The organism is Undibacterium sp. CY21W (assembly GCF_014284265.1).
GTDB classification, from domain to species: domain Bacteria; phylum Pseudomonadota; class Gammaproteobacteria; order Burkholderiales; family Burkholderiaceae_D; genus Undibacterium; species Undibacterium aquatile.
The window spans coordinates 176,976-191,583 of sequence record NZ_JACOGE010000002.1 but is presented as its reverse complement, the minus strand read 5'-3'; the positions used below and the strand labels follow the sequence as shown (position 1 = coordinate 191,583).

The window sequence follows — 14,608 nt, the reverse complement described above, 5'->3', positions numbered from 1 at the left end:
AGTGTGCAGAAATAAGAAAAAATATGGCCGGGAAAACCCGGTATTTACCCTGATCAAGGTTGCCTAATTCTTGAGCGTTACCGGAAATCTTTTTTATTTCAAAGGCTTACGGTGCTATGCCATACTTATCCACAAGCTTGCGCACAGATTTTGTGTAAAACATGGGAGATATGCACAGACGTCGTTTTTTTCATCAGTGCCCTTGCCCGTCAGCACACAAAGCGCTACATTGCGGGGTTGGATTTCTGAACCTACTAGGAGTGCGCTTTGTTCGCCATCATTCAAGCTGCCGGCTGGCCTATTTATCTGTTGTTGATCTCTTCCGTGATCGCCTTAACGCTGATTATTGAGCGCAGTTTTTCCTTGCGTCGCAATAAAATTCTGCCATCGACGCTGCTCGATGAAGTGATACGGGTGTATCAGTCGGGTAAGGTAAAGCCTGAAGTAATACAGCAGCTCGCTGGCAATTCCCCTCTGGGTAAAGTACTGGCTGCGGGTTTGCGCAACGTCAGCGCGCCACGCGAAGTGATGAAAGAGTCCATCGAAGAAGCTGGTGCGGCGGTCGCACATGAGCTGGAGCGGTTCTTGACGACGCTGGGCACGATTGCCTCATTGGCGCCATTGATGGGCTTGTTCGGCACAGTGGTCGGGATGATAGAAATTTTCGGTTCACAAACGGCGACGGGCGCGAATCCGGCGCAATTGGCGCATGGTATTTCGGTTGCCTTGTACAACACGGGTTTTGGTCTGCTGATCGCGATGCCGGCGCTGGTCGCTTATCGCCATTTCAGAGCCCTGGTGGACAGCCTTGTGGTCGATATGGAACAACAGGCAGTCAAATTCGTTGATGTCGTGCATAGCGCCAGAAAGTAAATATGAACTTTCGTAAAGGAAAGGGCAGGGAAGAGCCTGAAATTAACCTGATCCCGTTTATTGACGTGCTGCTGGTCATCCTGATTTTTCTGATGGTGACGACGACGTATAGCCGTTTCACCGAATTACAAATCACACTGCCAACTGCAGACGCCGAAAAAGCACAGGAAAAGCCAAATCAGATTGATATCGGTATCGATGCGCAAGGGCGATACAAGATCAATAATCAGGCGGTTTCTTTTCTGGATACTGCGACGCTGGCCGAGGATTTGCGGCGTGCCAGTGCCGCGCTGGCCGAGGGCTCGACTGGCGCGCAGGCTGAGCCCGTTGTGATCATCAATGCAGATCGGGCGGCGACGCACCAATCGGTGATCGATGTGCTGGAAGCGGCGCGTATCGCCGGATTAGCCAAAGTGACATTCGCAGCCCAGGCTGGAAGCCGCAGCAAATAAGCCTCTCCGGGGTGGTGATTTTGGGGAGTATATGAATACGATGCCCATAACCCCAATGTTTTAGCGGGCAATCTCATTTTTAAGTAGCATACTACCGGGGAGTATCTTACTCCCCGCTTGTTTTTTAGCAGAGGAAGAAAGATGCGGGTCTGGCTGGAATCCTGGCTGTTGCAGGCGTGGCAAAAGCGCGGCGTCGTGGCGTGCTTGTTGTGGCCGCTGTCCAGACTGTTTCAGCTGATTGTCACTTTCCGCTTCGGCTTGTTTGTGCTGGGTTACAAACCGCAAGCGAAACTCAGTGTGCCGGTGATTGTGGTCGGCAATATCTATGTCGGTGGCACCGGCAAAACCCCGTTGGTGATCTGGCTGGTGCAGCAATTGCAGGAGGCGGGTTATCGGCCTGGCGTCATTTCGCGTGGCTATGGGGCGCAAGCCGATAACGTGACGCTGCTGACGGCGGATGCGCTGGCGTCACAGGTCGGCGATGAGCCGCTGTTGATCGCGCAACGCACTGGTGTTCCGGTGGCCGTCGGGCGGGATCGCGTTGCGGCCGGGCGCGCATTGCTGGCGTCGCATACGGAGGTGGATATCCTGATTGCCGACGATGGCTTGCAGCATTATTTTCTGGCGCGCGATATCGAAATCATGTTGTTCGATCAGCGTGGTGCCGGTAATGGCTGGATGTTGCCGGCGGGTCCTTTACGCGAACCGGTACAAAGACGACGTGATTTCACCGTCCTCAATGCGCCCGCTGAGATCAGCGCCGCAGCGGTGCCCGGTATTCCGGCTGACGCGGTTCGCATGCAATTACAGGTGCAACAGGCGTATCAATTGGTGCATCCTGAATGTCGTCAGCCCCTCGTCAATTTTGCTGCAAAGCGTTTGTGTGCGGTTGCTGGCATAGGTCATCCGCAGCGTTTTTTCACGACGCTGGCTAACGCGGGGTTGCAATGTGAAGGCGTGGCGTTGCCGGATCATTTCGCTTTTGACGCCGCGACTTTTCAGGCCATCGCTGCCGATTGCATTCTGATCACGGAAAAGGATGCAGTAAAATGTCGACAAATTCCTGCATTGCAAAACGATGCCCGCATCTGGGTTGTGCCTGTTGAGGCGCAACTCGGCAGCACATTTGCAGCAGATCTACTTCAAATGATTTCGGAGAAAAAGCATGGAAGCTCGCCTGCTTGATATTTTGGTTTGTCCTGTCTGCAAGGGACCATTGGTCTACAACAAAGCTGCGCAAGAATTAATTTGCTACGCCGACAAATTGGCGTTTCCTGTGCGTGACGATATTCCTGTCATGTGGACAGATCAGGCGCGCACCCTGACGCAAGAAGAAATCGACGCGCGCTGAACGGGGTGCCGTATGAGTTTTATCGCCATTATTCCGGCGCGACTGGCATCGAGTCGCCTGCCAAATAAACCGCTTGCGGATATCGCTGGTAAACCGATGGTGGTGCGCACTGCCGAACGTGCGCTGGCATCCGGCGCCAGTGCGATCATGGTGGCAACCGATCACGCCGATATTGTCGCTGCCTGCGAGGCGCACGGCGTGCCTGTGTGCATGACGCGCCCGGATCATCCATCTGGTACCGATAGGATTGCTGAAGTCGCGGCCAGCATGCAGTTGCCCGCAGATGCCGTGGTGGTGAATGTGCAGGGCGACGAGCCCTTAATCGACCCGGCGCTGATTGCGGCAACTGCTGCGCTGGTGAATGCGCAGGTGCCGATGGCGACCGCCGCACATCCCTTGCACGAAGTGGCCGAAGTTTTTAATCCGAATGTGGTGAAAGTGGTGCTGGATAAATCCGGCCGCGCTTTGTATTTTTCGCGCGCAACAATCCCCTGGCACCGCGATGCGTTTGCCACGAGTCGTAATCATCTGCCGGCTGGCTATACGCCGCTGCGCCACATCGGTTTGTATGCGTACCGCAATGATTTTTTACAACAATACCCACAACTCGATATCTCGCCTCTGGAGCAGATCGAGGCGCTGGAGCAGTTGCGCGTGCTGTGGCATGGATATCCGATTGCGGTGCATGTGACGCAGGATAGCCCGGCAGCCGGTGTGGATACGCAGGAAGATCTGGAACGGGTTCGTCGTATTTTTTCAGGAAAATGAGCTAAAACATTGATGAACTCTGGATTGATTTCATATTCAGACAGCAATAAGCCCTGAAATTGTGGTAAGTTTCGTGAAAAGATTCTGTGTTATTACTACTAAAAGAAAAACAATTCCGTAGTGTTACGCAGTAAATTAAAAAAGATTCCGCATGCTCCCTTGCGAGCGTGCAAGCAAATTCAAACTCGTCTTAGGAAATAAAATGCGTCTTATTTTGTTAGGAGCGCCAGGTGCTGGTAAAGGCACGCAGGCTAATTACATCAAAGAAAAATTCAATATTCCGCAAATCTCGACAGGCGATATGTTACGCGCCGCAGTCAAAGCCGGTACCGCACTCGGTCTGGAAGCTAAAAAAGTCATGGATGCAGGTGGTTTGGTTTCTGATGACATCATCATCGGTCTGGTCAAAGATCGTTTGAAAGAAAGCGATTGTGCAAACGGTTATCTGTTCGATGGTTTTCCGCGCACAACGCCACAAGCCGATGCGATGAAAGAAGCTGGTGTCGCGATTGATTACGTATTGGAAATCGATGTTCCTGATGAAGCGATTGTTGACCGTATGAGCGGCCGTCGTGTGCATCCGGGTTCAGGTCGTACTTATCACGTTAAATACAATCCGCCAAAAGTGGCTGGGAAAGATGACGTGACAGGTGAAGATCTGATACAGCGTGACGACGATAAAGAAGAAACCGTTAAAAAACGTTTGTCTGTCTATCACGAACAAACAGAAGTGCTGGTTGGCTATTATGGTGACTGGGCGAAATCAGGTCAGCCCGGCGCGCCTAAATACCGCAAGATTGCGGGAGTAGGGCCAGTCGAGACCATACGCGACAGCGCCTTCGCTGCATTAGCGGAATAAGAGGAGTAAGAGGAAGCGGACAATATGTCCGCTTTTTTTTTCGTCTCTGCTCCTGTTGTGCCTGAACTGGTCATGTACTGAGTTTTTCTGTCGTCTCTGAGCATACGCCGCAGATGACGCTGTCTGACAACTACAACAACAGGAGGAGTCACCATGGTAACGAGTCTCTGGTTTGTGATCGCATGCGGCATGATTGCCGTGCTATACGGTTTGCTGTCGCGCCGCTGGATATTAAAGCAGGACGCTGGCACACCGCGTATGCAGGAAATCGCGGCGGCGATACAGCAAGGCGCATCGGCTTATCTGGCACGACAATACCGCACGATAGCACTGGTGGGCGTGATCCTGTTCATTGCGATTGCCGCGATTCCCGGGCTTGGGCTGACAACTGCCTGCGGCTTTCTGATCGGTGCGGTATTGTCGGGTGCCTGTGGTTTTATCGGCATGAATGTATCGGTACGGGCGAATGTGCGTACCGCGCAGGCCGCGACCAAAGGGATGAATGAAGCGCTGGATGTCGCCTTTCGTGGCGGTGCGATTACCGGCATGCTGGTCGTCGGGCTGGGCTTGTTAGGTGTCACAGGTTTTTATTGGATACTCATTGTTTCTGCGCCGCATGGCATGGGAATGACGCTGAGTCAGCACGATGTGATTCAGCCCTTGATCGGACTCGCCTTTGGCGCTTCGCTGATTTCTATTTTTGCACGGCTGGGCGGTGGGATTTTCACTAAAGGTGCCGATGTTGGAGCAGATCTGGTCGGTAAAGTCGAAGCCGGTATTCCTGAGGATGATCCGCGCAACCCTGCCGTGATTGCCGATAACGTGGGTGACAACGTCGGTGATTGTGCCGGTATGGCAGCAGATTTATTTGAAACTTACGTCGTGACGCTGATTGCGACGATGTTACTGGGCGCACTGGTCGTCACTAACGCTTTCACGCAAGCGATTGTTTATCCCTTGCTGCTCGGGGCGGTGTCGATACTGGCCTCGATTGTCGGTTGTTCTGCTGTCAAAGCCAGACCCGGTAAAAAAATCATGTCAGCGCTGTATACCGGCTTATGGTGGGCGGCCGGTTTGTCGCTGATCGGCTTTGCGATCGTTACCTGGCTGGTGTGGCCCGACGACGCAATGCGCTGGCGCATGATGGGCGCGACCGTGGTTGGTATCGTGCTGACTGGCCTGATGGTGTACATCACTGAATATTACACAGGAACCGATTTTAAGCCGGTGCAACATGTTGCCCAGGCATCGACGACCGGCCACGGCACCAACATTATTGCCGGTCTGGGGGTGTCGATGAAATCGACCGCGTGGCCGGTGCTGGCGGTGTGCGCTGCCATTCTGTGCTCTTACAGCTTTGGCGGCTTATATGGCATCGCGATTGCTGCGACGGCGATGCTGTCGATGGCGGGCATCATCGTCGCGCTGGATGCGTATGGCCCGATTACAGATAACGCCGGTGGTATTGCTGAAATGTCAGAAATGCCAGCGTCTGTCAGGGCCATTACCGATCCGCTGGATGCGGTTGGCAACACCACAAAAGCGGTGACCAAGGGCTATGCGATAGGCTCAGCGGGTCTGGCTGCATTGGTATTGTTTGCCGACTACACCCATGCTTTAGATGCGGTCGGTAAATCGACGGCGTTTGATTTGTCTAATCCTCAGGTCATTGTCGGGCTGTTTATCGGTGGCTTGATTCCCTATCTGTTTGGCGCGATGGCGATGGAAGCTGTGGGGCGTGCCGCTGGTGCCGTGGTGGTGGAGGTGCGCCGCCAGTTCCGCGAGATCAAAGGCATTATGGATGGCAGCGGCAAACCAGAGTACGACAAGGCGGTCGATATGCTGACCACGTCAGCTATCCGGGAAATGATCTTGCCGTCGCTGTTGCCCGTGATTGTGCCGGTGCTCGTTGGTTTGCTGTTGGGGCCAGCCGCTTTGGGCGGATTATTAATGGGGACGATAGTGACAGGATTATTCGTCGCCATTTCGATGACGACGGGTGGCGGTGCCTGGGATAACGCAAAGAAATATATCGAGGATGGTCATTACGGTGGCAAAGGCTCAGAGGCGCATAAGGCGGCTGTGACCGGTGATACGGTGGGCGACCCATATAAAGACACTGCCGGACCAGCCGTGAATCCTTTGATCAAAATTATTAATATTGTTGCCTTGTTACTTGTGCCGCTGTTGCCGCATCCGCATCCAGTACTACAGTCGGTTGGCGGTATTGCTGCAAGTGTTTCTACCTCATCTGCCGCTGTCGTCCTCGTTCCTGCTGTACCTCCACCCGAGGGAATTCTGTCATTGTCGGTACAGAAATAGATGCAAGATCAAATTAGAAAAAGACACAGATATAAACGGAATATTTGATTCAGATAAAAAAGATGCGTGCCGGAACGGCGGAGCATCTTTTTTCTTTTAGCAGTGCGGCAAACTTGGATACAATACAGATATGACGTTTACGTAAACGTAATGCGTTTGCATTGCACGTTTGAATGCAAGCCCAATATCTGGTCAGGTTTTCACATCAATAGCATTAGTTTGCTATTTCTTAACCAAAACGAAAGAGACAGAACATGCAAATCCAACATGGTGTTTTTATTATTACTGGTGGTGCTTCCGGCTTGGGTGCCGCGACGGCGAAGATGATTGCTGCCAATGGCGGTAAAGTTGTACTGGCAGATGTGCAGGTGGATGCTGGTGAGAAACTGGCTGCAGAATTGGGTGGGATCTTCGTGAAGTGTGACGTGACTTCAGAAGCTGATGGCAAAGCGGTTGTCGAAGCCGCGACTGCTTTGGGTACCGTACGTGGTCTGGTGAATTGCGCGGGTGTTGCGCCTGCGGTTAAAACTGTCGGTAAAGACGGACCACATCCGCTCGACGTATTTCAGCGTGTCGTCAATATTAATCTGATTGGCACGTTCAATATGTGTCGTCTGGCTGCTGATGCGATGGCAAAAACAGACGCGACAGAACAAGGCGAGCGTGGTGTGATTATTAATACCGCATCGGTCGCGGCGTATGATGGACAAATTGGTCAGGCAGCATATGCATCCTCTAAAGCAGCGGTTGTCGGGCTGACCTTGCCGATGGCACGTGATTTATCCCGCAGTGGGATTCGTGTCATGACAATTGCGCCGGGTATTTTTGAAACACCGATGTTGCTGGGCATGCCGCAAGAAGTGCAGGACGCGTTAGGAAAGATGGTGCCGTTCCCACCTCGTCTCGGCAAGCCGGAAGAATATGCGCATTTGTCCAAAACGATTATTGAAAACGTCATGCTGAACGGTGAAACTATCCGTCTGGATGGCGCTATACGTATGCAGCCAAAATAACGTTGCGATATCGTTGATGTATCGTTGATGTTGTCAGAGAGCGCAGCGTCTGTGCCTGATCTGATGACAATTTCGTTACAGGCTAATACACTAGGGCGAACACTTGTTTGCCCTTTTTTTATTGTCGGAGTCTGATGAATTCTCATTCTGAAACTGGATTAATCCTGACCGGTGGTGGCGCTCGCGCTGCCTACCAGGTTGGCGTGCTGGATGAAATTGCCAGGATTCTGGTTGAGGAAGCATCCTGGTCTCCTGCCACTAACCCTTTCGGTATTATCTGCGGCACCTCTGCCGGTGCCATCAATGCGACGGCTCTGGCTTGTCGTGCCGATCATTTTGGCGAGTCGGTCGCGCATGTGCTCAAGGTGTGGGAAAACTTTGAAGCAGCACAGGTCTACCGGTCTGATTCTTTAGGTGTCATCCGGACAGGCGCTCGCTGGCTGACCTTGTGGTCATTTGGCTGGTTGCTGAATAAATGGCGTCAGTCGCCACCCAATTCTCTGCTGGATAGTTCCCCGCTTGCAGATTTGCTGAACCGGATGCTGGATTTGCCGCGATTAGACGCCGCACTGCAATCGGGCGCTTTGCGGGCTTTGGCGGTAACAGCCTCGTCGTACACGTCTGGTCATCACTTAACTTTTTATCAGACTCTGGCAGATATTGCACCGTGGGTACGCAGTCAGCGTTTGTCGCAACGTGACTTTATCGCTGTCTCACATTTAATGGCATCGGCAGCAATTCCATTTATTTTTCCCGCCGTTCCATTGAATTGGGGAGGACATCTTCAATATTGCGGCGACGGTTCTATGCGCCAGTTGGCGCCGATTTCCCCGGCGATCCATCTGGGGGCGAAGAAAGTGCTGATCGTGGGGGCTGGCAGGCTGGCGGAACCACCTGCCGCAAGTGCGGATCATGCGCAATATCCCAGTCTTGCTCAAATTGCCGGTCATGCTCTTTCCAGTATTTTTCTCGATAGTCTCGCCGTTGATATTGAACGGTTGACGCGGATTAATAAAACCCTGTCCTTGTTGCCCAAAGAAGCCCTCGCAAATGCACCGTTGCGCCCAGTAGAGTTACTGGTGATTGCACCTTCTGAACGTCTGGATGAAATTGCGAGTTGCCATACCGGCAGCTTACCTTTGCCCGTTCGAACCATGCTGGGAGGAGTAGGTGCAACCGAGGCACGTGGCGCAGCATTAGCGTCTTACCTTTTGTTTGAAGCGAGTTATACGCGAGAACTGATTGCGCTGGGCAGACGTGATACCAGGGCAAAGCAAGAAGATGTATTAAATTTTTTTCGTTCAGAAGACGACATTCTTAAACGATAACAGGCCGGTCAGCTATGAATGAAGGTTGATACATGGCGAGCAAACCGTTAATCTACGGTTTAGTTCACCGTTTGCATAATGCTAAATTAATGAGTAGTTAATGAGAAATTTTCGATTTTTTCGCCAGTACTTTCTCTTTTTGACGATTGCTTTACTTGCTTCTGTTGCATTTGCAAAAGATAATGTCGGCATCGTGTTCGTCAGCGAACTTCCGCGCGAAGCACAGACAACCCTGATGCTGATTAAGCAAGGTGGCCCGTTTCCATACGAAAAAGATGGCGTTGTTTTTGGTAATTACGAGTCCAGACTTCCAAAGCAAAAGCGTGGCTATTATCACGAATACACAGTCAAAACCCCGAGAGCACGCAATCGCGGTGCTCGCCGCATCATCGCTGGCGGAATACCGGCTCAATCCGGGGAGTACTACTATACCGATGACCATTACGAAAGTTTTCGGCGTATCAGAGAATAATTATGATCTCATCACCTGAGGGAGAAATGGATTTATTAGTAACAGTGGCGCCGAATACCGTGCAGTCGATTCGGGCTTTTCGTGTTCCTGACCTGCAGGCGGAAGCGGCACATCTGGGGCAGCACTTTTTGTACGCATATTGTCTTGACACGACGACCAAGCAACAAGTTTTGGCTAAAATTGCTGCATCTTTCGGTTTTCCAAAACATTTCGGGAAAAATTTTGACGCTCTGTATGATTGCCTGACAGATATGATTCATCAGGCAGGCCCACAACCCGGCTTTGTCATTGTTCTGGAGCAATTACCAAATACACCGAAATTCGATAAGGAAGCGCGTGAAATTTTATTAGACGTGTTTCGTGATGCCGCCGATTTCTGGGCAGAAAAGAAAGTTGCTTTTCGGGTATTTTATTCGTTTGAATAATGATCTCAATGTTGCCAGACTAAAATGCCGGCGCTGATGACCGGCATTTTTATTTGGGAGTCAGTGCCTTACAGCGTTACAATGCCGCCATGAAAAAGATCGTTATTCTCATTTCTGGTCGTGGTAGTAATATGCGGGCAATCGTTGATGCCTGCATTTCACAAAAATGGCCAGCACAGATTGCTGCCGTAATCAGTAACAAAGCCGATGCCAGCGGTTTGGCCTACGCTGCCGGACTTGGCATAGATATAGCCGTTGTCGTCAGTAAAGAATTTTCATCTCGCGAAGCATTCGATCATGTGCTGCAGCAGAAGATTGACGAATATTCGCCTGATCTTGTTGTCCTGGCGGGTTTTATGCGGATTCTCACACCTGCATTCGTAGAGCATTATGCCGGGCGTTTGCTGAATATACATCCATCATTGTTGCCGAGTTTTACTGGCCTTGCGACACACCGGCAGGCACTGGATGCTGGCGTCAAGGTACATGGCGCGACGGTGCATTTTGTGACTGCTGAGCTCGATCACGGGCCGATTGTTGCTCAGGCAGTTGTTCCTGTCAAAGCGGATGATACCGAGGACAGTCTGGCTCTTCGCGTACTGGAGCAGGAGCATGTCATTTATCCACAGGCGGTACGCCTGTTTGTGGAAGACAAAATCAATATTACTGGCCATATCGTTACGGTCAGTGAATAAACAGGTCAACATTGACCGATATAGAATTTTAAGGAAGCAGCATGAGATTACCTCCCGCCATTACTGGCCACACAGAAGAAGTTTTACGCGAGATTTTACGTTTTACCGGTCCAGCCGATGGTACTTTATCCCGCTATTTCCGCGAACATCCGCGCCTTGGTTCGCGTGAACGCGGCGTGATCGCTGAAGCGATTTACGGCTTGTTGCGGAATAAATCGGTATATACCAATTTTGCTGAATCTGGTTCTGGTTCGCCGATGCGACGTCTGACCTTGCTTGGTCTGGCAGATGCTGTTGGTGCTGAGTCGCTAGGTGGGCTCACCGAAGAAGAAACCAGTTGGTTAGAACGGGTGATGCAAATCGATCGCTCACATTTACCCGTCGTAATGAAGGCTAATTTACCTGCCTGGCTGTGGGAAAAATTAAGTGAGCGTTTTGGTGAAGAGAAGGCGCTGGCGCTGGCGGAATCATTGAATACACCTGCGTCTCTTGATTTACGTGTGAACTCGATGAAAGCTAATCGTGATGATGTCGCTGCGGCACTTGCGCAGGCACCGATTATTGCCGAGCCGACACCGTATTCCAGCACTTGTTTGCGGGTAAAGAAAAAGCCATCGATACAGAATTTGCCGTTATTTAAAGACGGCACGATAGAAGTTCAGGACGAAGGTAGTCAGTTACTCGCGCAACTGGTTGGCGCCCGACGTGGTGAAATGGTTGCCGATTTTTGTGCTGGTGCTGGTGGTAAGACATTGGCACTCGGTGCAACGATGCGCAACACAGGTCGTTTATACGCATTTGATATTTCTGAGAAGCGTCTGGCGAAGCTGAAACCACGTCTCGCCCGCAGTGGTTTATCAAACGTGCATCCGGTTGTGATTGCGCATGAGAAGGACGCAAAAATTAAGCGCTTGGCAGGCAAGCTTGATCGTGTGCTGGTTGATGCACCATGCAGTGGCCTCGGGACTTTACGCCGCAATCCTGACGTCAAATGGCGCCAGACGGTCGAAGGTGTGGCGGAACTGAATGTAAAGCAAGCTTCTATTCTGGCGAGTGCCTCTCGCATGGTGAAAGCTGGTGGTCGTTTGGTGTATGCGACATGCAGTATTCTGGATGAAGAGAATGAAGCGATTGTTCAGGCTTTCCTGGCGGAACATGCTGATTTCACTTTAGTTCCGGCATCAAAAGTCTTGGCTGAGCAAAAGATAGAACTGGAGATGGGCGACTATCTGAAGTTGTATCCACATATTCATCAGACTGACGGTTTCTTTGCTGCGATATTAGAACGCAATAAATAATTTGTTCCTTCTATAGTCCTCTTCGTTATGCGAAGAGGACATTTTTATTTTCCCGATTTATTTTCCCAATATGAGCGCACCATTACTCGCCAGTTTATTGTCAGATCTGGCCACCGATTTTCGTGAGCCTCAGTTTTTTTGGCAAGTGGGGACCGTGTTATGTTGTTTTGCGCTTGCCTGGGTCATTTCGCGCTTTCTTAAAAGTAGTGTCGCGGGTAGTCGTGAGCATGCCAGCTCAGGTGTTGTCCAATTAGGTGTCGGTAGTTTTTCACGTGTGCTGACGCCCGCGCTGACCTTATTGTTTTTACTGATCGGTAAAGCGATTTTGGGACAATGGCAGCATACCAATCTGATCCGGTTACTATTTCCAGTGATAGGTTCTCTGGCACTCATACGCTTTGGGTTTTATGTTGTACGTAAGACTTTTGCCAGGGATGGAAGCTTAGGTAAGTTTCTGGCTCTTTTTGAAAAGCTATTCGCAGGCTTGGTGTGGGTCGGTGTTGTCCTGCACTTCAGTGGTTTGTGGCCAGATTTATTGGAAGCAATGGATGACCTGGTCATTCCAGTCGGTAAGAATAAAATCTCCTTGCTGACGATTTTTCAGGCAAGTATCTCCGTCGCGATTACTTTAATTGTCGCATTGTGGGCCAGCGCCGCACTTGAAACCCGGCTGATGATGTTGCCAACGGTGCATACATCGTTGAAAGTTGTTCTCTCCCGTGTCGGGCGCGCATTGCTTATTCTCGTCGCAATTCTGATGAGTCTGACCATTGTCGGGATAGACTTAACCGTCCTTTCCGTATTTGGCGGCGCACTTGGGGTTGGTTTAGGATTTGGTTTACAGAAAATTGCCAGTAGTTATGTGTCGGGATTCATTATTTTGCTCGACCGCAGCATGTCTATCGGAGATATGATTACCGTAGATAAATTCAGCGGAAAAGTCACTCAGATCAATACCCGGTACACTGTTGTGTTGGGGACCGATGGTTCGGAATCCGTGATTCCAAACGAAATGCTTGTTTCAACGCCGGTACAAAATTATTCGTTAACCAATAGCAAGGTGGCGATGTCGACGGATCTGACGGTTTCCTATCAGACTGATCTGGATACTCTGCTGGCTCTGTTAGCATCTGCGGTCGCTAAGGTTGCACGGGTTGCACAAGATCCTGCCCCGTCGGCATCTCTGATTAAGTTTGGCGCCGATGGTTTTGAGATCCGTGTTGGATTCTGGATATCTGATCCAGAGAATGGGCGTGTCGGCGTGCTGTCCGAGGTTAATCTGGCGATCTGGCAAGTTATTAAAGAGCACAACATAGATCTGCCGTTTCCACAAAGAGTGGTGACATTACTCAAAAACGAGCCGTCGGAGGCTGCAAAGTTGAGCTGATGGACGCATATAAATTGGTGGAACCCCTCTAAAAACGCGTACAATACCCGCGCACGTGCCACTAAGGTTGTGCGTATATTTATACAACATAAGCTACGAAGCAAGCGATAACGACGGAGTACATGATATTTTGAGCACTTTTATTGAAACCGCAATAGATTTTCTTTCCAATGGCATTACCCGTGCCACCGGCTGGCAAGTTTTTGTATTCACAGCAATCGTTACTCATATTACGATTGCCAGCGTAACGATTTTTCTCCATCGTTGTCAGGCGCATCGCGCACTGGAATTGCACGCTATTCCTAGTCATTTTTTCCGTTTCTGGCTGTGGCTGACCACTGGTCAGGTCACGAAAGAATGGGCTGCTATCCATCGTAAACATCACGCAAAGTGTGAGACTGAAGAGGATCCGCACAGTCCGCAGACGCGTGGCATCAAGAAAGTGTTGTTCGAGGGCGCCGAATTATATCGTAGCGAATGCAAGAACTTGGAAACCATGCAGAAATACGGTCATGGTACTCCTGACGATTGGCTGGAGAGGAATGTCTACACCCGCTTCAGCGGGCGAGGTATTGTGTTAATGCTGCTTATCGACTTTCTCCTGTTTGGCGTAATCGGTATTACTGTCTGGGCAGTGCAGATGGTATGGATTCCGATTACTGCCGCCGGAATAATTAACGGTATCGGTCACTACTGGGGCTATCGTAACTATGATTGTGTTGATGCTTCTACCAATATATTTCCATTGGGAATATTGATTGGGGGCGAAGAGTTACACAATAACCACCACACGTTTGGCACTTCGGCGAAGTTGTCATCTAAGTGGTACGAGTTTGATATTGGCTGGATGTATATCCGCACCATGGAAATGGTTGGTTGGGCGACGGTGAAAAAAGTGGCGCCGGAACCAAAATTTGTCGAGTTGAAATCCGCAGTCGATATGGAAACTTTGCAGGCGGTGATCACAAATCGCTACGATGTCATGGCTAAGTATGCAAAATCCTTGCGTAAAACCTGGCATGATGAAGTTGTTTTATTACGCGAGAAAGCCCAGTTTGAAGCGGCACGTCTGAAAGTCACAAAAAAACTGTTGCAGCGTGAACCGACCAAGCTGGAAGTATCTCAGAAACAGGAATTGTCAGAAGTGTTGGCTCACAGTACCGTATTGCAGACGATGCATGATATGCGTGTTGAATTAGGACTGATCTGGGAGCGTTCGACAGTCAGCCGTGAACAACTGGTGCATCAACTGCAGGATTGGTGTCTGCGTGCTGAAGCGTCGGGTATTCAGACTTTACACGATTTTTCCCGCAGGTTGCGCACCTACGCCTGATACGGCATAGCGTATAAGAAACGGCGTGAGTA

At 50.6% G+C, this 14,608-nt stretch carries 13 protein-coding genes and 2 pseudogenes; all 15 read left to right on the top strand.

The window, feature by feature from the left end; genetic code table 11:
- Window positions 1-267 precede the first annotated feature (267 nt).
- The 15 genes and pseudogenes from H8K29_RS05490 (at window position 268) to H8K29_RS05420 (ending at window position 14,576) form a co-directional block, all read left to right on the top strand.
- Window positions 268-873: a MotA/TolQ/ExbB proton channel family protein gene (locus H8K29_RS05490; RefSeq protein ID WP_186883143.1), complete on the top strand. Its 606-nt coding sequence runs from the start codon at window positions 268-270 to the stop codon at window positions 871-873.
- A 2-nt stretch (window positions 874-875) separates the two neighbouring features.
- The gene (locus tag H8K29_RS05485; protein ID WP_186883144.1) at window positions 876-1,325 is read left to right on the top strand and encodes a biopolymer transporter ExbD; all 450 of its coding nucleotides are present in this window, start codon (window positions 876-878) and stop codon (window positions 1,323-1,325) included.
- 141 nt (window positions 1,326-1,466) lie between these two features.
- A complete protein-coding gene (gene lpxK, locus H8K29_RS05480) occupies window positions 1,467-2,510 on the top strand; it encodes a tetraacyldisaccharide 4'-kinase (protein ID WP_186896752.1) in 1,044 nt (347 codons plus the stop codon).
- Window positions 2,491-2,559, top strand: a pseudogene (locus H8K29_RS18170) (Trm112 family protein); the annotation flags it as partial. The gene lpxK and the pseudogene H8K29_RS18170, both read left to right, overlap by 20 nt.
- A 129-nt stretch (window positions 2,560-2,688) precedes the next feature.
- The gene (gene kdsB / locus H8K29_RS05470; protein ID WP_186896751.1) at window positions 2,689-3,444 is read left to right on the top strand and encodes a 3-deoxy-manno-octulosonate cytidylyltransferase; all 756 of its coding nucleotides are present in this window, start codon (window positions 2,689-2,691) and stop codon (window positions 3,442-3,444) included.
- A gap of 202 nt (window positions 3,445-3,646) precedes the next feature.
- Window positions 3,647-4,303, top strand: a complete 657-nt coding sequence (adk, locus tag H8K29_RS05465) for an adenylate kinase (protein ID WP_186896750.1) — start codon at window positions 3,647-3,649, stop codon at window positions 4,301-4,303.
- A gap of 153 nt (window positions 4,304-4,456) precedes the next feature.
- Entirely contained in the window at window positions 4,457-6,625 is a 2,169-nt protein-coding gene (locus tag H8K29_RS05460; protein WP_186896749.1) for a sodium-translocating pyrophosphatase, read from the top strand.
- Window positions 6,626-6,879: 254 nt separating this feature from the next.
- Complete coding sequence (locus tag H8K29_RS05455; protein WP_186896748.1) at window positions 6,880-7,638, top strand: 3-hydroxyacyl-CoA dehydrogenase; 759 nt, start codon at window positions 6,880-6,882, stop codon at window positions 7,636-7,638.
- A 134-nt stretch (window positions 7,639-7,772) separates the two neighbouring features.
- Complete coding sequence (locus H8K29_RS05450) at window positions 7,773-8,966, top strand: patatin-like phospholipase family protein (RefSeq protein ID WP_186896747.1); 1,194 nt, start codon at window positions 7,773-7,775, stop codon at window positions 8,964-8,966.
- Window positions 8,967-9,066: 100 nt separating this feature from the next.
- On the top strand, window positions 9,067-9,438 hold the full coding sequence (locus H8K29_RS05445; RefSeq protein WP_186896746.1) for a ribonuclease: 372 nt from the start codon (window positions 9,067-9,069) through the stop codon (window positions 9,436-9,438).
- 5 nt (window positions 9,439-9,443) lie between these two features.
- Window positions 9,444-9,863: pseudogene (locus H8K29_RS05440) on the top strand (barstar family protein); the annotation flags it as partial.
- An 89-nt stretch (window positions 9,864-9,952) separates the two neighbouring features.
- On the top strand, window positions 9,953-10,558 hold the full coding sequence (purN, locus tag H8K29_RS05435) for a phosphoribosylglycinamide formyltransferase (protein WP_186896745.1): 606 nt from the start codon (window positions 9,953-9,955) through the stop codon (window positions 10,556-10,558).
- 41 nt (window positions 10,559-10,599) lie between these two features.
- Window positions 10,600-11,856: an RsmB/NOP family class I SAM-dependent RNA methyltransferase gene (locus tag H8K29_RS05430; RefSeq protein ID WP_186896744.1), complete on the top strand. Its 1,257-nt coding sequence runs from the start codon at window positions 10,600-10,602 to the stop codon at window positions 11,854-11,856.
- A gap of 70 nt (window positions 11,857-11,926) precedes the next feature.
- Window positions 11,927-13,243: a mechanosensitive ion channel family protein gene (locus tag H8K29_RS05425; RefSeq protein WP_186896743.1), complete on the top strand. Its 1,317-nt coding sequence runs from the start codon at window positions 11,927-11,929 to the stop codon at window positions 13,241-13,243.
- Between the two features lie 130 nt (window positions 13,244-13,373).
- Entirely contained in the window at window positions 13,374-14,576 is a 1,203-nt protein-coding gene (locus H8K29_RS05420; protein WP_186896742.1) for a fatty acid desaturase, read from the top strand.
- Window positions 14,577-14,608 lie beyond the last annotated feature (32 nt).